The sequence below is a fragment of the Lewinella sp. genome (assembly GCF_050633125.1).
Taxonomy (GTDB): domain Bacteria; phylum Bacteroidota; class Bacteroidia; order Chitinophagales; family Saprospiraceae; genus Lewinella.
In genome coordinates this window covers 171,590-193,703 of sequence record NZ_JBOEFX010000018.1, presented here as the reverse complement: position 1 = coordinate 193,703, position 22,114 = coordinate 171,590, and the positions used below count along the sequence as shown (strand labels likewise).

Here is a 22,114-nt window from a genome sequence, read left to right as displayed (position 1 = left end):
AATTAATTACCAGCAGCCAGATGAAAGAACTCCCAAAGTATTACGAAAATGTCTACGATGTGGTTCGTTTAATCCCGGAGGGGCGCATCACAAATTATGGTGCTATTGCCAACTTCCTTTCCCTGGGTTCTGCCCGAATGGTGGGTTGGGCCTTAAGTGCAGGTTTACATATCGGAGATGTGCCGGCGCACCGGGTGGTTAACCGCAAGGGGGAGCTCAGTGGGCGCGGGCATTTTGCGACACCTACCCTTATGCAGGAGCGCTTGGAAGCAGAAGGCATTGTGGTAATTGATGATAAAATCGTAAATTTTGACCAGCTATTTTGGTCACCAGTCAGTTTATTAGAATGAAACTGTCTAAAGTTTAGCTTCAATAAAAGTAACCGTTCATGTCCAACCCTTATGAATCAGCCTTTGGGGAAGAAAAACAACCCACTGAAAAAGCTGCGCCCACGCAGAAGGAAGGTTTGGATTTTTCTAACCTCCCCCCACTTGAAGAGGGCGATCTAACGCCAGCACTAGAAGAGTTGTTGGCTCGCTGTGGAGCTTTTGCTCAACAAGCTACTGCATTTGGGCAATTGCTTTCTCGATTACGGGTCGTTGATCATCAAGTATCCAATATTGTAAAGCAGAACTGGTTAAAATTTCTCATCAAAGTAGAGGACGAGCATCAACAGCCCAGCTTGGCAGGTGAGCGTAAATATTTCCGTTTGTTACAGGATAAATTCAGTGCCATTATCGTGCCTATGAAAACATTGGCACAGCAACACCTTGCTTGCTTGAAACAATTTAATGATGAGATCGACGAGCATTATTATGCACCTAACAAAACAGACCTGGAAGTTAAGCGGGAAATAGAACAAGTGAAAGCCGATCTTTTGTTGCAAAGGCAAATTTTGCACGATGCTCAAGAAGCGCTGACCACCTTAGCCGACGCGATGGAAGCAGCTGAACATCGTTTAAATACCTATGTTAACGCTGGGGGTGAAAACAATTTGGCAACAACAGAATTGGTTTTGATGAAAAAAGAGCGCCGACAACTTACGGAGGGCTTATCTCATCAGTTTAACTATAATTTTTTCGCATTAAACCTTCTGGATCAAGCCTCTCTTAAATTTGGGCTCGTTCCTAAGAAGACTACAGCCCAGTATCTCAGCAGCTTAAGTTTAGCATTGGAAAGCAAGGAGTAGTGAAAGCGTAAATTTATCGCAACAGGCTGCCATTTTTTTGTATATTTGTTTCTACTTCTTTGCTATTGCAACGGAGTAATTTTTTTTTTAAAAGAGCTTTGAGAGAAAATTGGTACGGTATTTGGTTCTGTCAAGTTGGATGTGCCATTTTTCTAATGCAAAAAATCCAGCCGATGGAAAAACAGAAGATTGAATCGGTAACTTTAACCAACAAAGGAGACGATAATATCCAGTTGGATTATGCCGAGTTACGTAAAGCAGTGATTGTTTTGCGGGCGGTCAACCATAAGTTGCGCCAACAAATTATCAACCTGCTTGACGAAAACGGGAGTATGGCCGTTACGGATATTTACGTAAGCCTGCGCTTGGAACAGTCGGTAGCTTCTCAACACCTCGCTATTTTACGGCGTGCTGGAGTAGTAGATACCGAGCGACAGGGAAAGTATATTTATTATGCTTTAGACCAGGATCGTTTAGCCCAAATCGGCAAATTAGTCGAAGAATTAGCAGCTAGCTAAAGCTAACCTTTTTGTAAAAGAGTTACTGTTCATACCAGAACACTTAAAAACTCCCGACCTTTGACTTTGATCAACTGTCGGGATTTTTTATTTGACTTACCTAGCGTGTGTTGGGAAATTTCATTTGGTGAAAAATCAATGCTCCAAATGAAATTCCCCAACACGCTCTTATAATAGACTTGTTCTACAGGGATCATGGTTGATTTTAGTCGGGCTAAAGCCAAGTTTAGGTTTTCTTGTCGAGTTGCTCCGAATACAAAGCCACCCTTCCACATGTACTCTGCTACGTCAAATGCACTCCTAATGGCAAAATCCAGCTTAGTTTTTGTAAAAACGATAATTTATACGATCTTTGCTTGAACACGTTTAATCTTTATTATCAATATCACTGATACAATAAGATTAAGCATCTCTTTTCTCAGTCGTATTTTTTTTTGACCCACGCAGCAAACACAATTTAAGGCTACTAATTAAGTAACAAATTACGTCCCACTTACCTAAGGGAAGAGGTCAGGTTAACGCCTGTGCCTAACTTTCTAATTGTGTTTACTATGAGCAGAAAAACGAACAACAGAGTATTTATCGACGATGAGAAACTAGAAGTGTCATCCGAAATTCTACGTGCACTAGCGCACCCTTTACGTATGAAAATCTTATCGTTTATTGATAAACACGGCTCCGTCAATGTCAATAAAATATACAATACGTTACAGCTGGAACAATCTATCACTTCTCAGCATTTACGCATTCTCCGTTTAGCTAATCTTGTTGATACCAATAGAAAAGGTAAATACGTCGTTTACGAGATTGCCTACGACAAACTGGGAGAAACCATTAATTCTGTGAGAGGTTTTATCGAAGATTTTGAATAACGATTATTAGTAAGTACGACCTTACTCCTCCTCTTCTTTTTGTGGCTGGTGGGCTTCTGTCGCTGGTGGGTTATGGAAAAACCCGCGGTGAAAGAAAAGTATTTGTGCTACCCCCCAACTAATCGCTACATCAGCAAGGTTAAATACCGGACCAAAGAACAGCATGGATTCTCCACCAAACCGGGGAATCCATGCGGGAAGCTGCACTTCAAAGAGCGGGAAATAAAACATATCGACGACTTTCCCATGGAGGAAAGTACTGTATCCACCACCCGGAGGTAAAAATTCCGCTGGTAAACCATGTGCATAGGACGCCGAGAAAAGCATTCCATAAAAGGTACTGTCAATGATATTACCCAGGGCGCCCGCAAGGATAAGCGCGAAGCTTATGTACAAGCCCTTGGTGATCCCCGGTGTACGTAATAAACTCCGCAGGAAGAAAACCAGAAAAGTAGCCGCTACAATTCTAAACAAACTGAGGATCAGCTTGCCATGGGGAATATTAAACCGTTGCCCGAAGGCCATACCCTCATTTTCTACAAAATGAATAAGCGCTCTGTCCCAGCCAAAAATGGGAATCATTTCGCCATAAAGCATATTGGTTTTCACCCAAATCTTGATCATTTGATCAACGATCAAAACCAATAAAACAATCCCGGCAACCAAGGTAGAATTCTTCACAAATCGTATTTATTCTGGAATAATTTCTTCCTCTTCTTCCGTAGCTGTTTTTTTAGCTTTTACTTTCAATGGATTTTCATGCATTTCCAAGTAAACACTACGTTGTCGAGAAATGTCAATCGCCTGAAAGAGAGCTTCCCGAAAGCTAGCCGGGTCAGCTTCGTTCTTCCCCGCCAAGCCATAAGCAGTTCCGTGATCAGGAGATGTTCTGATGCCTGAAAGTCCCGCGGTGTAATTCACTCCATGACCAAAAGCCAGCAACTTAAAGGGTATTAACCCTTGGTCATGATACATGGCCAGGATACCATCAAATTTCTTGTATTGCCCTGCGCCAAAGAAACCATCCGCAGAGAAAGGCCCTACTGCAAGAACACCGTTTTTCTTCGCCTCAACCACTGCCGGACGAATAATTTTCTCCTCGGCATCTCCCAACAGGCCATTGTCGCCAGCATGAGGATTTAGCCCCAAAACCGCGATGGTTGGCCGTTCTAGCCCAAAATCCATTTTCAGCGTGTGGTGCATCAATCTCAATTTCTCTATAATCAACTCTTTGCTGAGTAAGTGAGCAATCTCAGAAACGGGTACATGGTTTGTCACCAAGCCAATCCGGAGGCTATCACTCACCATAAACATCAAACTCTGTTTGGCTCCAAGCTGATCCGTAATGTATTCGGTATGGCCAGGGAATGGGAAACCTCCCCCCAATTGCATCGCGTGCTTATTAATGGGGCCTGTGACCAGCGCATCAATTCTATTTTCTTTGAGGTCAATTACGGCGCGTTCCAAAGCAATTGCGGCGTACTGGCCACTTTCTGTATTCGCTTGCCCAAGCTCAATATTGACTGTTTCTTGCCAACAGTTGAAAACATTAACCTTTCCAGTTGCAGCACTCTCAACATCACGGCAAGCGTGAAAATGAAAATCAGGGTTGACTATATTCTTATGATAAGACATGACTTTACTCGACCCGTAAATCACCGGTGTACATTGATTTAGGATTCGATCATCTACTAACGTTTTTATGATTACCTCGGGGCCAATGCCATTGATATCACCTATACTAATGCCTATTTTGGGCTTATGCATGAATCTTATTTTTGGAAGCGTAAAGATAGGAGATTTTCTTGCTTTCAGGTATACCGACAACAAAGTGTAGAATCGCTAGAAAAATAGTAGTCGCTGAATTCCTACTACAGCATTATCGGTTAAAAGTTTTACAAAATAAGTCCCCGCAGGCAAGTTCGCCCGGTCGATGATTACTTCGGTAGCATTAGCGGCGACCTTTTCGGTATGCAACACACGCCCATAAGCATCCAGCAGTTGGCAAAATCTGACTTGATCATTTTCGGAAAAATAAACGCCTACGCTCTGACGAGCAGGATTAGGAACCAGGCGAATATCCGCGTTTATCAATTCTGTCATAGCTGTCGGAATATCTACCGTAATATCATCGAGATAAGTGAGGTTTCCGAATTCATTTTCCAACTCAAAACGAATCAATACATCTTCGCCTGCGAAGGAGCTTAAATCTACCTGATGGGTAGCCCATTGGTCTTGTGTTGGCAAGAAGAGCTCGGTAGATTGTGGTGCGGTCGCCAGATCATTGTTGTTTAATTCAAAAAGAAGTTCAAAACTGGCACCACAGTTCGTGGAAATATAGCCACGCAAATCTTCCCGCCCGACACCTGGATAAATGGTATGCGCATAAGCAAAAGAGAGCATCGCTCCCTGGTCATCAATGTGCAACAAAGGCAGATCGAAAGCATATTTATGGCCAATGTTGCCATCATAATAATTGATGCGGGCCAAGCTTTGTTGCCCTGTAGCTGAAGCAAACTTGGTAACCGTCCAATCCAGTAGATTATCGCGTTGCTGGCTGATTAACGAAGAAGGCATATTCATTGTTCCTTCAAAATCTTCGGTAAAAGGAAGCGCTAGACCTGTGCCATCGTCCCTTGCAAAAGCTACATTGCGGTAATTGTTATTGGGAATATCATCCGGTGTTCCGGTGATCAACTCTACCTGAAAGGTTCTTTTGCCCTCTTCTGTGTTGCCTAGGCTAAATGGTAGATTGACAAACAATTGGCCACCAGGTGCCAATCCGCCCCCCACCTCAACAGTGAGTGTATCCTGCCAAGTGCCATCTAAGCCTACCCCTGCTTGCAGCGACGTTATGGCCTCCAAACCTTCATTTCTTACGAGAATAAAAGGTTCATCAGCAAAACAAGTCGTTCCTACTGGCAGTACATCTACCAATCCTACATCCCGATTAGGCTCCGGCAATTCTGCAAGGGCTTCCGCAAAAAGATCGATAGCCGATGCCGTTACCGACGTACCATATTGATTGCTGATCATTGCCACCGAAATCCCCGTGCGAGGGTCATACAACAAATAGGAGCGAAAGCCCCAAGCCCCGGCGTGGTAATAAAAGGAGTGTCCGAGATCATTACGCACCCTTACCCCGGTGGTATAGGCGATATATCCATCGCGATAGCGTAAGTCTTCGCTGGAAGGTTCTTCTAGCCAGTCTGAATTAAAGAGTGCCTCGTACCACCGTACCAAATCATAAGGGGTAGACCAAATGGCTCCGGCGCTGGCAGGGAAGGTGAGGAAAGTATGTTCACCGTTACCGTCCAGGCTTACACTCGTGCCGGCAGTATTCCAAAGGTTGGCATAAGGCTGGGCAAAGACATCATCATGTGGCGGGTAAGCCATGTCCAAATCCAGTGGATCAAAGAGATACTGATGATAAAGTTGCCCCAAAGTAGCTCCTCCGGCAGCTTCAGCTACCAAACCTGCTACCAAAAAATTAGTATTTGAATAATCAAATTGCTCACCAACACTAAAATAAGGCATTCCCAACGTAGCCATTAAATCGGCCAAAGACCAAACCCGGTTATCATCATCTCCGTAGGCCGTTTGGGTAGCTCCCGACCAATCATTGATAAAATCGAAGAGGCCTGTACTGTGATTGAGCAAGGCTCGGATTGGGATATTACCGTCTACCTGTGGATAATCAGGGAGGTACAGCGATATTGGATCATCTAAATCAAGTAGCCCTTCGTCTTGCAACTTCAGTAATAATCCAGCAGTGACTGCTTTTGAATTACTAGCAATACCCAGCCGCATATTGGTCTCCATGGGTACCCCTGGCGCAGCCAATCCATAAGCCCCTGTCCATATTCCCTGGCCAGGAATCAAGACGGCTGCGGAGAGTCCACGATAATCCCCCTCGTCTCCCAACTCTGTTAATTTTTGCTGAAGCTTTTCTGCGAAAAGCGAGTCAAATTCGGGGTTGGTAGTTTGGGCGCCAAGTATGTTTACAACCAAAAAAGCAAACAATATTGGCAAGGATAAATAGCGAAGCAAGGATATCATTGGTGGAATTTATTTAGCGTTTATTTGGAACCATTACAGCATTGCTGACGTTAAATATATTGGATTTTTAATTGACCATAAACAATGAGTTTAGAGCAAACGATCATGCAGGATCTTAAAACTGCCATGAAAGCCAAAGATCAGGCCGCACTTCGAGGAGTTCGGGCTATTAAGACAGCCATTACGATGGCTAAAACCGATGGAACGGGCAAAGAGATTGATAGCGCTGCTGAAATTAAGATGCTACAAAAGCTGATTAAACAGCGCCAGGAGTCCCTAAAAATCTTTGAAGACCAAAATCGGGAAGATTTAGCCGTTAAAGAGCGGGAAGAAATCGAAGTTATCCAACGCTACCTCCCAGAGCAGATGAGCGATGAGGAGTTGGAAACCCGCATCAAGGAAATCATCCAAAAGGTAGGCGCTACCAGTATGAAAGATATGGGCAAAGTGATGGGTGCTGCGAGTAAGGCCTTTGCAGGAAAAGCGGATGGTAAAGCCATCTCTACTAAAGTCAAGGCTTTGCTAAGCTTGTAAATACGATGCAAAGTTTATAGTTAAAAACGAAACCCTGTGATTTCTAATTAGTGAAATCATGGGGTTTCGTTTTCAGGGAATTCATAAGAAATCTCCCTTCTTTCAACAACCCCTCCAATTCTAAAGTGTTCTTCTTAAAGTTAGACTTTGCACGCAAATGGCTATATCGTCATTACTCCTTATCTGGAAAGTCGGTTAGTTCTTATTACCTTTGCGGCTGCATTTCTTTTAGCTCTAAATAAGACCACAAAAAATGGATAAATCCTTCCTCAAGAAACTCGGACTGAAGACCAACAACCACGGTACCAGTACCGGTTTGGAAACCTCTACTTCTGGCAAATACATTGCCTCTTACTCTCCTGTAGACGGTGAAATGATTGGCAAAGTAAGCAAAACCACACGTGCCGAATACGACGACGTGATGGATAAGGCCATGGTTGCCTTCAAAGAATGGCGGATGGTTCCCGCACCACAACGTGGTGAGGTTGTGCGCCAATACGGTGAAGCATTACGCAAATACAAAGACCCACTGGGGCGCCTGGTAAGCTACGAAATGGGCAAGAGCCTACAAGAAGGCTTCGGTGAAGTGCAAGAGATGATCGACATCTGTGACTTTGCTGTTGGGTTGTCTCGACAGCTTTACGGCCTTACCATTCAGAGTGAGCGCCCCCTTCACCGGATGATGGAGCAATGGCACCCACTAGGAGTTGTTGGGGTTATTTCTGCCTTCAATTTTCCGGTAGCTGTATGGTCATGGAATGCCATGCTAGCCCTTGTATGCGGAGATGTAATCGTATGGAAAGCTTCAGAAAAAGCTCCATTGTGTAGTGTAGCATGTCAGAATATATTCAAGGATGTATTGAAAGCCAACAACGTTCCTGAAGGCGTGAGCAATATCATCAACGGCGACTATAAAGTTGGTGAATTCATGACCAAGGATACTCGTGTACCTTTGGTAAGCGCTACTGGTAGTACGCGTATGGGTAAAATTGTAGCCGGTACCGTAGCTCAGCGTTTAGGCAACAGCCTATTGGAATTGGGTGGAAACAATGCCATCATTGTCACTCCTAATGCTGATCTTGAATTGGTACTGACAGGTGCCGTATTTGGTGCTGTGGGTACTTGTGGCCAACGTTGTACTTCTACCCGTCGCCTGATTGTACACGAAGACATGTACGATGTCATCAAGAAGAACTTGGTGAAAGCTTACGGTCAGCTCCGTATCGGTGATCCACTGGATGAAAACAACCACGTAGGACCACTGATCGACAAGGATTCTGTGAATATGTACCTCGACTCGATTGCGAAAGCGAAAGAAGAAGGTGCCAACTTCATCGTAGAAGGTGGTGTACTGGAAGGAGAAGGTTACGAAAGCGGCTGCTACGTAAAACCTTGTATCGCTGAAGCAGAAAACCACTTCGAGATTGTACAGCACGAGACTTTCGCTCCTATTTTGTACTTGATGAAATACAAGACCATTGAGGAAGCGATTGAAATTCAAAATGCTGTTCCCCAAGGGCTCAGTAGCGCTATCATGACCAACAATATGCGCGAAGCTGAGCGCTTCCTGTCTCCTGAAGGTTCTGATTGTGGTATTGCTAACGTAAATATTGGTACCAGTGGTGCTGAAATTGGCGGTGCTTTCGGAGGAGAGAAAGAAACCGGTGGTGGTCGCGAATCAGGTTCTGATGCCTGGAAGGTGTATATGCGTCGCCAAACCAACACGATCAACTACAGTACCAAGTTGCCATTGGCACAAGGGATCAAGTTCGATTTCTAGGAATGGTTGGAAAATAAGATTTTACAAAGCCGGCTTTCACTTCGTGTGGAAGGCGGCTTTTTTGTTTTTAGGCAAGGCCATTGTATGATCGCACTTTACGATTGGGACACATCTCGACCAAAATCAGAAGTGGGATCAAGAAAAAACACCTCGGAGAGGTGGAATACTGGTAGAAAAGAATGAATAAACAAGGAAACGACCTCGGATGAGGTCGCACAAGCGTAAATACCCTCTCCCTTTTGATTTTTTCGACCTGGTGATCGAATAGGAATTGATATTCGACCTCATCCGAGGTCGTTTTAACGCTTAATGAACATCGTTCTACCAATATTTGACCTCTATTGAGGTCAAGACACATAAATGTGTCCCACACCGTAGATCGCAAAGGTACGATTAGTCCTTTTTCTTCTAGCTTTATTTAAGCGTCCCATTCAACCAAAAACGCCCTACCTTTGTCTACTTCGTATAAAAAAATATACTACGCCTGCTATGAAGCGCATATCTATAATTGTTTTCCTCCTTACTTTCCTTGGAGGCTACACCACCATCCAAGCTCAAGCTCCTAAACGGTGGTCTTCTACCGAAATTCATGATGGCTTACAGAAGCTCAACTTCTTGGGTTCTGCCTTATATTTTGCAGCACACCCCGATGATGAGAATACGCGGATGATTGCCTACCTCAGTAATGTACGCCACGCTAATACCGCCTATCTTTCGCTGACACGTGGCGATGGTGGCCAAAACCTTGTAGGTCCGGAAATACGCGAGCTATTGGGGGTAATCCGTACGCAGGAATTGCTTGCTGCACGCCGTACAGATGGTGGGCAACAGTTTTTCACCCGTGCTAATGATTTTGGCTATTCCAAACACCCCGACGAGACGTTCAACATCTGGGACCGTGACCAGGTGATGGCTGATGCCATCTGGGTGATTCGCAACTTCAAGCCAGACATTATTATCAATCGCTTTGACCATCGTTCGCCAGGCCAAACTCACGGGCACCACACTGCCTCTGCGATGCTTTCGGTAGAATCTTTCGACTTAAGCAATGACCCAAAAGTATATCCCGAGCAGTTGCAAAGCGTTGCTCCCTGGAAACCCAGTCGTATTTTCTTTAACACCTCTTGGTGGTTCTATGGTAGCCAAGAAGCCTTTGACGAGGCCGATAAATCCAAGATGGTATCAGTTGATGTAGGCACTTATCTCCCGAAACGAGGGATTTCTGTTCCTGAAATTGCAGCCACCAGCCGCAGCCAGCACAAGAGCCAGGGATTTGGTTCCAGCGGCTCACGGGGTAGCCTTACGGAATACCTTGAATTGGTAAAAGGAGATATGCCCCAAGATGATACAGACCCCTTCGCAGGCATCAACACGACCTGGACCCGCGTTGAGGGAGGTGCTCCTATTGGAGAAGCTGTGACTTTAGCGATTGCAAACTTCGATTTTGATCAACCCGAAAAGAGCCTCTCAAGCCTGCTAAGAATTCGCAACATGATCAAGTCCTTACCTGCCGGGCATTGGCGGGACATCAAGCTTGCCGAAGTAAAAAACTTGATCGAAGGGTCGCTAGGGCTTTTTCTTGAGGCCGTAGCCGCAGACCCTAGCGCAGCTCCTGGACAAGATATTGTTATTGAACTGGAAGCCATTAACCGCTCTGGTGTGGAGATAAAATTGCGCGAAATCAGTTTCCCCGATTTAGACATTGACCAGGAAGTCAATGAGCAACTTGCTTCTAACCAAGGTTTTTCCAAGGAACAGACTTTAAGCATCCCTACCGACTTTCCTATTTCCAATGCTTACTGGTTGAACCAAAAAGCTAGCCTTGGCATGTATACCGTCAAGGACCAGTTGCTCCGAGGGTTACCCCAAACACCATCAGCGCTAGATGTTACTTTCACCTTGGATATTTTTGATAAAGCCAAAAATTCTTGGTCAACGATGGTCATCTCTAAACCGCTGGTTTTCAAAAAGACCGATCCTGTAAAAGGAGAGCTTTACAGCCCTTTCGAAATCACACCACCTGTATTTACCGGCTTATCCGAGCAGGTCTACATTTTTTCAAATCCAAAACCTCAGGAAATCACAGTAAAGGTTACCGCAGGTCGTGATAATATCGAAGGAACCCTACGCTTGGCCTATCCCAATGGCTGGCGTTTAGAACCGGAATCATTTCCGCTTACACTTGACCGCAAAGACGAGGAGCAGACGTTCAAATTCACCCTCTATCCTTCCGAAACCCAGGAAGAGAACTTCATCACTCCGATGGTCGACCTAGATGGCATCGTTTACCATAAAGACCGTATAAAGATTGAATACGATCATATCCCGACCCAAACGCTCATTCTGGATGCTACTGCAAAAGTCGTGCGTTTAAACATCAAAAAGGAAGGCCAATACATCGGTTACCTCAAAGGAGCTGGTGATGACATTCCGCAGGCACTCGAACAAATTGGCTATGATGTTACTATGCTGGATGATCGTGACATGAATACAGATCGGCTTAAAAATTTCGATGCCGTCATTTTGGGGATCCGGGCTTATAACACGCTCGAACGCATGCCCGTTTACCAGCCTGCATTGATGGAGTATGTCAACCAAGGAGGCACCCTCATCGTCCAGTACAACACCAATCGGAGATTAAAAGTCCCAATGGAGGAGCTGGCCCCCTATCCTATCAATGTTAGCAGAGACCGAGTGACGGTAGAAGAAGCCGAAGTTCGCTTACTGGCACCTGAACATCCTGTTCTAAATGAACCTAACAAGATAACCACGGCGGATTTTGAAGGCTGGGTACAAGAACGAGGGCTCTACTTTCCCAACGAGTGGGCAGATGAGTACACCGCCATCCTGTCGAGCAACGACCCCGACGAACCGGCCCGCGATGGCGGCTTACTGGTAGCAGAATATGGCAAAGGCCACTATGTTTATACAGGTTACTCGTGGTTCCGAGAACTTCCCGCTGGCGTACCCGGAGCATACCGTTTATTTGCTAACCTTATTTCGTTAGGCAATAAGCCTCAACCGTAGATCGGTACTCACTAGTGTTCGCGGAGGTGCGCGCGCTCGCGGTTTTTAAAATCATGTGTAGCATGAGCTAACCAAGATCACGAGCAAAGCAAACACAACCGCGAGCCAAGGCGAGCAACACCACAAGCATAGCATTGAATGGCAAAAGGTAACCAGCAAAAAGAGGCTTTAACGCCCTTTTGACGCATAGCTAACCCTGCTGTTAAAAAAAACGTAATTAATTGTCGTGTGTAGGATATTTATCTACCTTTAGGCCATTGAATAACTAAATTACACCTTTATGAAATCAAGATTAATGATCTTGGCCCTGGCCGTTTTCTCTTTTTCTGCCTTCCGCGCAGACGCGCAAGTAGATGTCACAATTAACCCTATTGGGCTACTATTTGGCGACCTAAGTGTTGGAGGAGACTTCATTCTTTCTGATGAATTCTCTGTTGAAGCTACTATCGGTATCGGTGGAGGTAATGATGATTTTACTAGCCTCAAGTGGAGCAACATTCCAATTGGCGTGGTTGGTAAATATTACTTCAACCCTGATGATGGTGCTGACAAATTCTATGCAGATGCCTTTTTACGTTTCATCTCCCGCAGCTACAAAGCGGATGGTGACACCAACTATGCAGAGTACAGCCAAACCCGTTTTGGACTTGGTGTAGGAATCGGATATAAGTCCGTATCTCGTAGTGGTATCGTTTTTGACATCGGCTTCGGTGTTGGTCGCGCTTTGGTCGACAACACTAAATACGAAGACAGTGGTACTGAGTACACTGTTGATTGGCCAGATATCATGTTCCAGGGTAAGCTTGGAATTGGTTACCGCTTCGGTGGATAATACCAATCACCTAAACTTGAAAGAGAAAAAGCTCTTTTAAAAATCAATAATGCCCGCTTCGAGAGATCGAAGCGGGCATTTTATTTCAGCCATATTTTATAGCTAACCTTATTCAGCGTAACTTTCAATCGGCGGGCAAGTGCACACCAGGTTACGGTCACCGAATCCATTGTCTACTCGCGCTACGCTGGCCCAAAACTTACGTCCTTCCAGCAGGTAAGGCAAAGGCCACGCTGCTTTTTGTCTACTATAAGGGAAAGGCCATTCGTCGGCAGTCAACCATTCCAATACGTGAGGAGCATTGTGCAACACATTGTTCTCTGCATCGGCTTCACCGCTGGCGATCTCATCAATCTCCTTGCGGATAGCAATCATCGCATCACAGAAACGATCCAGCTCAGCCATGCTTTCACTTTCTGTTGGCTCTATCATGATTGTTCCGGCTACGGGCCAGCTCAAGGTTGGTGCGTGGAAGCTATAGTCAATCAATCGCTTCGCTACGTCAGCTGCGGAGATGAGTTCCTTAAAGGGCCTCAAGTCTATAATGAGTTCGTGAGCGGTATGCCCATTTTCTCCATTAAATAGCACTGAATAATGTGCTTCCAAGCGTGCCTTGATATAGTTGGCATTCAATATTGCATAACGGCTCGCATCCGTCAGGCCATCAGGTCCCAACATTTTGATATAGGCATAGCTAATCAATAGGATGCTCGCGCTTCCCCAAGGGGCCGCCGATACAGGAAGTATTCCTTGTTCGCCGCCTGTTTCTACCAAGGGGTGCTTAGGCAGAAAAGGAGCTAATTTATCATTCACACAAATAGGTCCCATACCAGGCCCTCCACCACCATGAGGAATGGCAAACGTCTTGTGCAAATTCAAGTGACAAACATCTGCTTTGATGATACCAGGGCTACTCAAGCCTACCTGCGCGTTCATATTGGCACCATCCATATATACCAATCCGCCAAACTCATGAATGATCTGGCAAATTTCTACAATTCCTGTCTCAAAAACACCGTGCGTCGAAGGGTAGGTAACCATCAAGCACGAAAGATCGGCAGCATTTGCTTCAGCTTTCTCTCGTAGATCAGCGATATCAATATTTCCTTCGTCGTCACATTTCACCACCACGACTTTCATACCCGCCATTACCGCACTAGCAGGGTTGGTACCGTGGGCTGAATCAGGAATAATCGCCACCTTACGATTGTCATCACCTCGTGAAAGGTGATACGCGCGAATCGTAAGTAAGCCCGTGTATTCTCCTTGTGCACCAGAATTGGGTTGTAATGAACAAGCGGTAAACCCGGTGATATCACTCAACCAAGCCTCCAGTTCCGTAAACATCTGGTAATAACCAGCAGCCTGATCTTTAGGCACGAAGGGGTGCAAGTTCGCAAACTCAGGCCAACTTACGGGCATCAGTTCTGTCGCTGCGTTCAGTTTCATGGTACATGACCCTAATGGAATCATGGATTGCGTCAGCGACAAATCCCGATTTTCCAGGCGCTTGATATAGCGCATCATCTCCGTTTCCGTCTGGTAACTGTTAAATACCGGATGCGTCAGATAGTCGGTCTGGCGGTACAGGTTTTCCGGCGCAGAAATAGTGGCAGGTTCTTCGGTTGCCAATGCGATAGTATCCTGCTCAAAATCGACAGCAAGAATTCCGGCAATTAGCTCTACATCTTCACGGGTTGTCGTCTCATCCAGGCTGATCTGCACCCCTGTATCCGTATAGTGAAAATTCAGCTCCGCCCCCAAGGCCGCTCGGCGAATAGCCAGGCGACTTTGATGATCAGCTTTAATGGCAATCGTATCAAAGTAATGCGCTACTTCCAGTTCGTAACCCAGCTGCTTAGCGCTTTGCCCCAGCAATTGTGCCAAGGTGTTGATACGGACAGCAATCGCCCGTAAACCCTCTGGCCCGTGCCAAGCTGCATACATACCGGCCATTATAGCCAGCAGTGCCTGAGCAGTGCAAATATTAGACGTTGCTTTTTCGCGGCGAATGTGCTGCTCACGGGTTTGCAGTGCCATCCGCAGTGCAGGTTTCCCTCTTTGGTCTACCGACACTCCGATGATACGCCCTGGTAGCGAGCGTTTGTAATCTTCGCGGCAAGCAAAATAGGCTGCATGAGGGCCTCCATAACCCATAGGCACGCCGAACCGTTGGGTATTGCCCACAACTGCATCAGCGCCCCACTCACCAGGAGGCATCAGCACTGTCAGCGCCAACAAATCGGCAGCGACAGTCACGTAAATTTCTTTGGCGTTCGCCTCAGCAGTCAGTGCTCGGTAATCCTCTACAGCACCATTAGCAGCAGGGTACTGTAACATCAAGCCAAAAACCTGGTCATTTAATTCGAAATCACCAACAGGTTTTACTTGCACCTCAATGCCCAAAGGTTCAGCCCGTGCCTGAAGTACTGCAATCGTCTGAGGGAGTACTTGATCNNGTTCCTTTTTGTTACGCTTATTTTTCTGGGCAAAAAACAGGGCCATCGCTTCCGCCGCCGCCGTGCCTTCGTCTAGCAAAGAAGCGTTGGCGATCTCCATACCGGTAAGGTCACTTACCATGGTCTGGAAATTCAGAAGTGCCTCCAATCGGCCTTGAGCGATCTCTGCCTGATAGGGCGTATACTGTGTATACCAACCCGGATTCTGAAAAATATTCCGAGCAATTACCGATGGAGTAATCGTAGGATAATAGCCCAGCCCGATATAGGTCTTATACACCTTATTCTTAGCGGCCAATGCTTTTAGGCTGCCGAGGTAGGCGTGCTCCGTCTGAGCAACAGGTACCTTTATCGCGTCCTTGCGACGGATATCTGCAGGTACTGTTTCATCAATTAATTGGTCGAGGCTTTTAACGCCGATGGTCTTGATCATTTGCGAAACCTCTGCAGGAGAGGGTCCAATATGGCGGTTCACAAACTGATCGAAAAATGCCGTTTTACTCATGGTAGTAATTCCGGTTGAGGTAGGTTAGGAACTTCTTTACAGAACATTTGCAAAAACAGGACTAAAGCCACGGAGTTTCCCAAAAACAGGGTGCTTGTTCTCCGTACCTGTCTTCCTTGCTGCGAAGATAAAAAATCTTCGTGGTGGATTAACATCCCTGCCTCAGGATAGTTTATTTTGACAATAGATTGTTATTAGGGCGCCTCCCTCCGCTGTGCTTCGGGTCGGGTCGTCCGCCACTCGCTGCTCGCTCGGCCCTGCGGGCTCACCGGTGCCCGGTGCTGGCTCCCACCCCTGGCGCGACCCACCCCTAAAAGGCAAATTCAAGGCAAATCCAAGGCAAATTCAAGGCAAATTCATGAATTTGCCTTGGATGCCCTTTGATGCCCTCGGGTGGTTCAAAACCCTAATACGGATCCACATCAATGCTGACGCGGACATTGCTGTAGCCTTGGGTTTGCTTGATTTGTTCGGTGGCAGCGTGGATGTGTTTTTTGGCAAACTTGATCTTCTGCGGGTTCATCTCCAGTTTGATGAGCACATCGAGCAGGTAGTAATTCCTGACGCGGCCAACATGGGGTACCGCAGGGCCTAGCACCCATTCACCTAACTGTTGTTTGAGCCAGTGGGCATACAATTTCATAGCATCATTGACCACCTGCGGCTTCTTGTGTTTGAGGGTGATCCGAATGAGGCGCATAAAAGGTGGATAAGCAAACTCGTGCCGCTCCTTTAATTCACGACCATAGAAGGCCGCGTAATCGCCTTCTAGTACTTCCTTGATCACCGGGTGGGCGGTATTAAAAGCTTGGATAACCACTTTGCCCTGCCGGTGTTTACGCCCTGCTCTACCGGCTACCTGCAACATCAATTGAAAGGCTCGCTCCGAGGCGCGGAGGTCGGGAAATTGTAGGAGTTGATCGGCACTGAGTACGCCTACTACGCCTACCCGTTCAAAATCCAGCCCTTTGGTCACCATTTGGGTACCTACCAGTATATCGATTTTACCTTCCTCGAATTCGCCGATAATCTTAGCGTGGGCATTCTTGCCACGAACGGTATCCAGGTCCATCCTGCCAATTTTGGCATCGGGGAGGAATATTTTCAGCTCATCTTCTATTTTTTCTGTTCCGAAGCCCTGCATGGTCAAGCCCGTGCTGCCACAAGCCGGGCATTCGGTGGGGAGTTTGGTGCTATAGCCACAGTAATGGCACTTTAGCATCTCGTGAAACTTGTGATAGGTCAGGCTCACATCACAGTTGACGCACTCGGAATGCCACGCGCAGGTAGGGCAGCGATAGGTTGGAGAATACCCCCGTCGATTCTGAAAAAGGATGGCTTGTTCTCCTCGTTCCAAAGCAGCCTTGAGTTCATCGATCAAGGTATCCGTAAAGTGGTTATACATACGCTGCTCCAGCTGTGCTTTACGGGCATCGGCGATGATGATTTCAGGGAGTTCGATCCCGCCGAAGCGGTCGTTCATCACGACCAGGCCGTATTTTCCCTTCTGGGTATTGTGGTAGGTTTCCAAGGCTGGTGTAGCCGTACCTAGCAATACTTTGGCCCCAAACTGGTGTGCCAGGACGATAGCCGTATCCCGGCCATGATAACGAGGGTTGGGGTCGCGCTGCTTATAGCTAGGGTCGTGTTCTTCATCAACAATAACAAGCGCGAGTTCCTGATAAGGCAAAAACATGGCCGAACGCGGCCCCACCACAGCACCCTTACCCGCTTGTACTTTTTGCCAAAGCTCAATTCGTTCGTTGTGATTGAGGCGCGAATGATAGACCATCACATCGTCTCCCAATACCTTTTGTACGCGTTCGATGATTTGGGTGGTCAGGGCAATCTCTGGTAATAAGTAGAGGACCTGGCCGCCCTTTGCAATAACTTCTTGCATCAGTTCCAGGTACACCCTCGTCTTTCCGCTACCGGTAACACCGTGCAGTAACACGACGCCTTTGTCTTCAAAGTGTGTTTTTATTTCTGCTAATGCACGGGTTTGCTGCGTAGCGAGTGTTGATGCATCCAGAGTATCTTCTTCGTAGCTCCCTATACGGCTAATTTCGCGTTCGTAAACCTCAAATATTTCCTTTTTGACCATTGCTTTAATGACCCCATTATCGGCATTTGACTGCCGAATCAATTCTGATTGGCGCACAAACTCTTGTTGCTTACTTGTTTGAATGTAGGCCAACAGGGCTGTTTCTTGCCTCGTAGAACGCGAGACCAGCTCGAAAGCAAGGTGCAAGCTATTAGGGTCGGAAGCATAAGGCTCCTGAAAACGAACACAAAGAATCTTCTTGGGTCGGTATTTTTCCTTCAGGTCTTCCTTGAGGTAAACAATGCGCTTGTCCAGCAAGCGGCGGATTATTGGGTAAACGGTCTTTTGTCCGAGGATGTCCTGTAAGTCATCGATACTGAGTTCTTCCTGAATCGAAAGCGCCTCGGCTATCAGGTATTCTTTATCACTCAATAAGGCTGGATCCTGATGAAAAAGCGGGCCGAGCGTTACGCGGGTTTCGCTGGTGAGTTTAAAATTTGCGGGTAGCGCTGCATTCATTACTTCGCCCAAGGAGCAGAGATAGTAGCTGGCCATCCACCGCCACAGTTTAAACTGCTGTTCCGTAACGATGGGTACTTCGTCAATGACACTGATAATGGGCTTGGTACGTTGCTGGACGGGTGCCTCCTGGTGTACCCGCATGACCAACCCTGTGTACAACTTACTTTTCCCAAACTGCACCTCTACCCTAACGCCTATCTTTATTTCGGGCACCAATTCTTCAGGCACCGCATAAGTATACGGCCGTGCAATGGCCAACGGCAAGATGACATCTACGTAATAGCTTGTGGCAGAATGAACAGGATGTAAGTTTTCTTGAGACAAAGCGAGGGATTTAATACTAGGTAGAGGACTTTCTCAATGCGAGCTTATTTGAACCATATGAGGTAATATAAGGACATGTAAGATTTCTTAGCTGTAAAGCTAGCGTTTTTGTCCAATAATTAAGTTCAAGTACTTAGCAAAAGTTATTTTTTGTTTCACAAAAACACGGTATAAATGTATGATCGCAATAATACGATTACCCTACCTAAACGTATGATCGCAATGGTACGATTAGCCCTTCAGCAGCTTCAATGCCTCTTCCATCATTTCCTCTGCATCAGCCGATAGCAGTAGCCGCTGGCCTTCTCGCTCCATTTCGTTTTGGTAGAGGGGTAGTTCTGCCACAATACGGGCATCGAGTGCACCGAGCGACCAAAGCAACGACTGCATGGCACGCTCACCTCGGGGGGTACTGGGCGTGAAAGTAATGGGCAACACGGGCTTGCCTACTAATTCGCCAGAGCTGGCAATCCATTCGAGGGCATTCTTCAGTAGTGCCGGAAGGTTGTGGATGTATTCTGGCGTGGTGATGATAACCGCAGTAGCAGATTGGAGGGCCTGCCTCCATTCGATTACAGGCGCTGGCCAAGGTGCGTGATCTAAGTCTGGCAAAAAAAGTGGCAGCTGAGGCAATCCAGTAAAATGCGTAAAGCGATAATCAGGAAAAGCCGCAGCAATGGCTTCTAACAACAGTTGGTTGGAAGAACCGGGGCGCGCAGAACCAGAAAGGGTGAGGATATTCATCTTGGTTGTTGGTTGTTGGTTTGGTGGAGATATTACGACGGAGGTACAACCTACGCCGAACAGGGGGAGTGAGGATGTTCATTTTGGTTTGATGGTTTGTTGGTTGTTGGTTGTTGGTTGTTGGTTGTTGGTTGTTGGAGATATTACGACGAAGGTACAACCTACGCCTAACAGGGGTAAAGATACTTATTGGTGGAGGTCCAAACTTTGAATATCCGATGATACCTTGACTATTTCTGGCAACACTAAATCGGCCTAGCGATGTGCAGTAGCTGCCCGGCACGGGTAGGCCCGCAGGGCTGAGTGAATAACGAACTGCGTAACGTAGCGCCCGAAGGGAGGCCCCAAATTCAAAGGGCGAAGTATCACAGTTCTAAAAAATGCCTAATTTAGGTCTCAAATAATGACCGATCGACTATGCTACCTATACTTACTTTCACACAACTTGCGCTGACTACCTTTTGGGCTATCGTTTTTGTACAATCGGGCCTAGACAAGGTGCTGGATAGAAAGGGGAATCTCTCTTGGTTGAAGGGGCACTTTAAGCATAGCCCTCTAAAGGGAATAGTGCCTTTGTTATTGAGTGTACTGACCATTGTAGAGCTTACGGCAGGTATACTTTGCGTGATTGGAATTACCCAGATCGTCATTAGTAACGACCTGACGTTTGCGCAATACGGCATACAACTGTCTACGGTCGCATTACTGATGCTCTTCTTCGGCCAGCGTATGAGCAAGGATTATGAAGGAGCTGCTACTATTGCTACTTATTTTGCTGTAGCGCTATTGAGCCTTTACTTAATCGGATAAGTGAAATTTTGAATCTACCCTAATTTACCTCTCCATTTTCTGATAGTAAAATAGCGATTTGCCGCGTGGACTCGAAGCGGGCACATACAATGATCAACATCACCATAATGGGGACGCTCAGCACCATGCCCAATACCCCCCAGATAGCCCCCCAGGCAATGAGGGACAGGATAACCACCAGCGGACTGATATTGAGCGAGTTGCCCATCATGCGAGGTTCCAAAAAATTCCCAACCAGTACCTGAATAAGCCCTACTCCCATCAATACCCACAGCCCTGCCCAAGGGTCGCCCTCCTGCAAAACAGCGATGATAGCGGGAAAGGTGGTCGCTATTAAAGAACCGATACTGGGGATATAATTGAGTAGAAAGATGACGATGGCCCAGAGCAAGGGCGTATCCACACCCAGAATATTCATTACAATATAACTGAGGGTGGCTGTAATGAAACTCGTAAGGGTTTTGATGGAAATATAATTACCAAAAGACGCATCAATCTTATTGACCAATTCCATTGTCTGTTGGTAGCGCTCTTCTTCCTTAAATAACAGGCGATGCTTTACCGAAAAAGTTGATTCTTCCATTAGTAAAAATATGACATAAAGCACAATCATAAAGCCATCACTGAGCAATTGGCTTAAGCCATTGACTACCGGCTGCAAGATTTGAGTAAAATCAAAACTGCCCGTAAAATTTTGGATGTAGTCAATAAAGTCAAAGTTGAATTGCTGTTGGAGGTAGTCATTTAATACCGCCACATTGGCCTCATAGATAACAAGCTTGTCGGCAAAGGTGGCGATACTGCCTATAAGTAAACGAGAAACGAATGTGAGTACACCAAAGATAATGACAAATACCAGCGTGTTTTGTAACCAACGAGGAAAGCGCCGCTTGATAAATCGGTTGCGTGCGATAAAGTCCCGAATATCTTTGACGAGGTACCAAATCAATAATGCTACCACAAATGGTAGTAACAACACCTTGGTGACAACCAAGATGTAGACAATAGCAATCAGCAAAATAACGGTATGGGTAGTCTTGATCATAATTACAGCATAGCTTAAAGCTAAAGTACATGAATTGAGAGTAGTGGTCAAGGCTTTTTGGAAGCATCTTAACAATGTGGCGCTAATTACCGTCCAATTACGCACAACGAGTGTTCGATAACGAACATTTCTCCAACATCAAGACAACCAACAATACAACATAACTCACTTAAAATCAAAAACTTACATACTACTAAGATTTTCGGCACGCCACTTGCCTATTAATAAGCGAACCCGATCCTCTTTTCACCCAGGGGAAGACCAAAACCAAAAAAGATGAAATACCCGACTGTTATTATTATCCTTTGCACCCTTTTCTTTTTGAACTTTAGCAATGACTGCCCTGAATGCGTCACCAGCGATACTTTTTTACTGAGCACCGAAGAAACGGTACTGCGTGATGAGCTTCGCCGCGAGTTGGTGGCTGATCAGCTGGTGGGCAATAACGAAGGCATAAAAATTGAATTTGAATTCCATGATCTCTTTATCAATGAAGTTATTCCTGCTGGTGAGCTGATGGCCAAATACCAGTCTTTACTTCGGGTGCATGGCATTGAGGCTGGCCCTCAACGGCAGGTGCTTATTTCTCCTAATGGAAAGATTGAGATTGGCGATTATGATGACTGGGGCCAACTACTTGGTGCGCCTATCCGGCTTGGAAAGGCTGTGGCCAGCGCAGAATAAAACACCTATTCAACCTAAAAATACTACGCTCTATGTATCCAAATACAATGGAAGACCGCCCTTACCGTAAAGCGGCACCTAAGCCTGGTTTATTGCATCGGATTTTGAACCACTTAAGGCACCTTAGTTTTTTCTAGCTACACCGGTTTTCAACCACTTAAGGCTC

17 protein-coding genes and 2 pseudogenes are annotated in these 22,114 nt (G+C 46.1%); 11 read left to right on the top strand and 8 right to left on the bottom strand.

Annotated elements, in window-relative coordinates:
- The first annotated feature begins 20 nt into the window (after window positions 1–20).
- The 4 genes from ACRBG0_RS04775 to ACRBG0_RS04760 all read left to right on the top strand — a co-directional run bounded on the left by ACRBG0_RS04775 (window position 21) and on the right by ACRBG0_RS04760 (window position 2,579).
- A complete protein-coding gene (locus tag ACRBG0_RS04775; protein ID WP_431485765.1) occupies window positions 21–350 on the top strand; it encodes an MGMT family protein in 330 nt (109 codons plus the stop codon).
- Window positions 351–388: 38 nt separating this feature from the next.
- Window positions 389–1,189: a hypothetical protein gene (locus ACRBG0_RS04770; RefSeq protein WP_431485764.1), complete on the top strand. Its 801-nt coding sequence runs from the start codon at window positions 389–391 to the stop codon at window positions 1,187–1,189.
- 173 nt (window positions 1,190–1,362) lie between these two features.
- Window positions 1,363–1,707: an ArsR/SmtB family transcription factor gene (locus ACRBG0_RS04765; protein ID WP_020536193.1), complete on the top strand. Its 345-nt coding sequence runs from the start codon at window positions 1,363–1,365 to the stop codon at window positions 1,705–1,707.
- 551 nt (window positions 1,708–2,258) lie between these two features.
- A complete protein-coding gene (locus ACRBG0_RS04760; protein ID WP_431485763.1) occupies window positions 2,259–2,579 on the top strand; it encodes an ArsR/SmtB family transcription factor in 321 nt (106 codons plus the stop codon).
- Window positions 2,580–2,600: 21 nt separating this feature from the next.
- Here ACRBG0_RS04760 and ACRBG0_RS04755 read toward each other — a convergent pair whose 3' ends face one another.
- The 3 genes from ACRBG0_RS04755 to ACRBG0_RS04745 form a co-directional block, all read right to left on the bottom strand.
- Entirely contained in the window at window positions 2,601–3,260 is a 660-nt protein-coding gene (locus ACRBG0_RS04755; RefSeq protein ID WP_431485762.1) for a lipoprotein signal peptidase, read from the bottom strand.
- A 9-nt stretch (window positions 3,261–3,269) separates the two neighbouring features.
- A complete protein-coding gene (gene pdxA / locus ACRBG0_RS04750) occupies window positions 3,270–4,346 on the bottom strand; it encodes a 4-hydroxythreonine-4-phosphate dehydrogenase PdxA (RefSeq protein ID WP_431485761.1) in 1,077 nt (358 codons plus the stop codon).
- Window positions 4,347–4,421: 75 nt separating this feature from the next.
- Entirely contained in the window at window positions 4,422–6,638 is a 2,217-nt protein-coding gene (locus ACRBG0_RS04745) for a serine hydrolase (RefSeq protein WP_431485760.1), read from the bottom strand.
- Window positions 6,639–6,722: 84 nt separating this feature from the next.
- On the opposite strand from ACRBG0_RS04745, the gene ACRBG0_RS04740 reads away from it, so the two are divergent.
- From ACRBG0_RS04740 to ACRBG0_RS04725, 4 genes are all read left to right on the top strand, one after another.
- A complete protein-coding gene (locus tag ACRBG0_RS04740) occupies window positions 6,723–7,172 on the top strand; it encodes a GatB/YqeY domain-containing protein (RefSeq protein WP_431485759.1) in 450 nt (149 codons plus the stop codon).
- Window positions 7,173–7,425: 253 nt separating this feature from the next.
- Window positions 7,426–8,952 carry an L-piperidine-6-carboxylate dehydrogenase gene (gene amaB / locus ACRBG0_RS04735; protein WP_431485758.1) on the top strand — a complete coding sequence of 509 codons (1,527 nt, stop codon included), beginning with the start codon at window positions 7,426–7,428 and terminating at the stop codon, window positions 8,950–8,952.
- A 489-nt stretch (window positions 8,953–9,441) separates the two neighbouring features.
- Window positions 9,442–11,979: a PIG-L family deacetylase gene (locus ACRBG0_RS04730; RefSeq protein WP_431485757.1), complete on the top strand. Its 2,538-nt coding sequence runs from the start codon at window positions 9,442–9,444 to the stop codon at window positions 11,977–11,979.
- Between the two features lie 280 nt (window positions 11,980–12,259).
- On the top strand, window positions 12,260–12,811 hold the full coding sequence (locus ACRBG0_RS04725; RefSeq protein WP_431485756.1) for a hypothetical protein: 552 nt from the start codon (window positions 12,260–12,262) through the stop codon (window positions 12,809–12,811).
- 108 nt (window positions 12,812–12,919) lie between these two features.
- Here the strand turns inward: ACRBG0_RS04725 and gcvP are convergent.
- From gcvP to ACRBG0_RS04705, 4 genes and pseudogenes are all read right to left on the bottom strand, one after another.
- Window positions 12,920–15,268: pseudogene (gene gcvP, locus ACRBG0_RS04720) on the bottom strand (aminomethyl-transferring glycine dehydrogenase); the annotation flags it as partial.
- Between the two features lie 2 nt (window positions 15,269–15,270).
- A pseudogene (locus ACRBG0_RS04715) lies at window positions 15,271–15,775 on the bottom strand (aminomethyl-transferring glycine dehydrogenase); the annotation flags it as partial.
- 406 nt (window positions 15,776–16,181) lie between these two features.
- A complete protein-coding gene (gene priA / locus ACRBG0_RS04710; RefSeq protein ID WP_431485755.1) occupies window positions 16,182–18,665 on the bottom strand; it encodes a replication restart helicase PriA in 2,484 nt (827 codons plus the stop codon).
- Window positions 18,666–18,896: 231 nt separating this feature from the next.
- On the bottom strand, window positions 18,897–19,409 hold the full coding sequence (locus ACRBG0_RS04705) for an NADPH-dependent FMN reductase (RefSeq protein ID WP_431485754.1): 513 nt from the start codon (window positions 19,407–19,409) through the stop codon (window positions 18,897–18,899).
- Between ACRBG0_RS04705 and ACRBG0_RS04700 the strand changes: the two genes are divergently transcribed.
- Both ACRBG0_RS04700 and ACRBG0_RS04695 read left to right on the top strand, forming a co-directional pair.
- The gene (locus ACRBG0_RS04700; RefSeq protein WP_431485753.1) at window positions 19,396–19,620 is read left to right on the top strand and encodes a hypothetical protein; all 225 of its coding nucleotides are present in this window, start codon (window positions 19,396–19,398) and stop codon (window positions 19,618–19,620) included. The genes ACRBG0_RS04705 and ACRBG0_RS04700 overlap by 14 nt on opposite strands.
- A gap of 206 nt (window positions 19,621–19,826) precedes the next feature.
- On the top strand, window positions 19,827–20,219 hold the full coding sequence (locus ACRBG0_RS04695; RefSeq protein WP_431485752.1) for a DoxX family protein: 393 nt from the start codon (window positions 19,827–19,829) through the stop codon (window positions 20,217–20,219).
- A 19-nt stretch (window positions 20,220–20,238) separates the two neighbouring features.
- Here ACRBG0_RS04695 and ACRBG0_RS04690 read toward each other — a convergent pair whose 3' ends face one another.
- On the bottom strand, window positions 20,239–21,264 hold the full coding sequence (locus tag ACRBG0_RS04690; RefSeq protein ID WP_431485751.1) for an AI-2E family transporter: 1,026 nt from the start codon (window positions 21,262–21,264) through the stop codon (window positions 20,239–20,241).
- A 276-nt stretch (window positions 21,265–21,540) separates the two neighbouring features.
- On the opposite strand from ACRBG0_RS04690, the gene ACRBG0_RS04685 reads away from it, so the two are divergent.
- Window positions 21,541–21,948, top strand: a complete 408-nt coding sequence (locus ACRBG0_RS04685) for a hypothetical protein (RefSeq protein ID WP_431485750.1) — start codon at window positions 21,541–21,543, stop codon at window positions 21,946–21,948.
- Window positions 21,949–22,114 lie beyond the last annotated feature (166 nt).

Coding starts and splice junctions, on each gene's coding strand:
- ACRBG0_RS04765 (WP_020536193.1), top strand. CDS start 1,363: ATGGAAAAACAGAAGATTGAATCGGTAACTTTAACCAACAAAGGAGAC.
- ACRBG0_RS04685 (WP_431485750.1), top strand. CDS start 21,541: ATGAAATACCCGACTGTTATTATTATCCTTTGCACCCTTTTCTTTTTG.
- ACRBG0_RS04775 (WP_431485765.1), top strand. CDS start 21: ATGAAAGAACTCCCAAAGTATTACGAAAATGTCTACGATGTGGTTCGT.
- ACRBG0_RS04730 (WP_431485757.1), top strand. CDS start 9,442: ATGAAGCGCATATCTATAATTGTTTTCCTCCTTACTTTCCTTGGAGGC.
- ACRBG0_RS04760 (WP_431485763.1), top strand. CDS start 2,259: ATGAGCAGAAAAACGAACAACAGAGTATTTATCGACGATGAGAAACTA.
- ACRBG0_RS04695 (WP_431485752.1), top strand. CDS start 19,827: ATGCTACCTATACTTACTTTCACACAACTTGCGCTGACTACCTTTTGG.
- ACRBG0_RS04740 (WP_431485759.1), top strand. CDS start 6,723: ATGAGTTTAGAGCAAACGATCATGCAGGATCTTAAAACTGCCATGAAA.
- amaB (WP_431485758.1), top strand. CDS start 7,426: ATGGATAAATCCTTCCTCAAGAAACTCGGACTGAAGACCAACAACCAC.
- ACRBG0_RS04745 (WP_431485760.1), bottom strand. CDS start 6,638: ATGATATCCTTGCTTCGCTATTTATCCTTGCCAATATTGTTTGCTTTT.
- ACRBG0_RS04725 (WP_431485756.1), top strand. CDS start 12,260: ATGAAATCAAGATTAATGATCTTGGCCCTGGCCGTTTTCTCTTTTTCT.
- ACRBG0_RS04690 (WP_431485751.1), bottom strand. CDS start 21,264: ATGATCAAGACTACCCATACCGTTATTTTGCTGATTGCTATTGTCTAC.
- pdxA (WP_431485761.1), bottom strand. CDS start 4,346: ATGCATAAGCCCAAAATAGGCATTAGTATAGGTGATATCAATGGCATT.
- ACRBG0_RS04770 (WP_431485764.1), top strand. CDS start 389: ATGTCCAACCCTTATGAATCAGCCTTTGGGGAAGAAAAACAACCCACT.
- ACRBG0_RS04705 (WP_431485754.1), bottom strand. CDS start 19,409: ATGAATATCCTCACCCTTTCTGGTTCTGCGCGCCCCGGTTCTTCCAAC.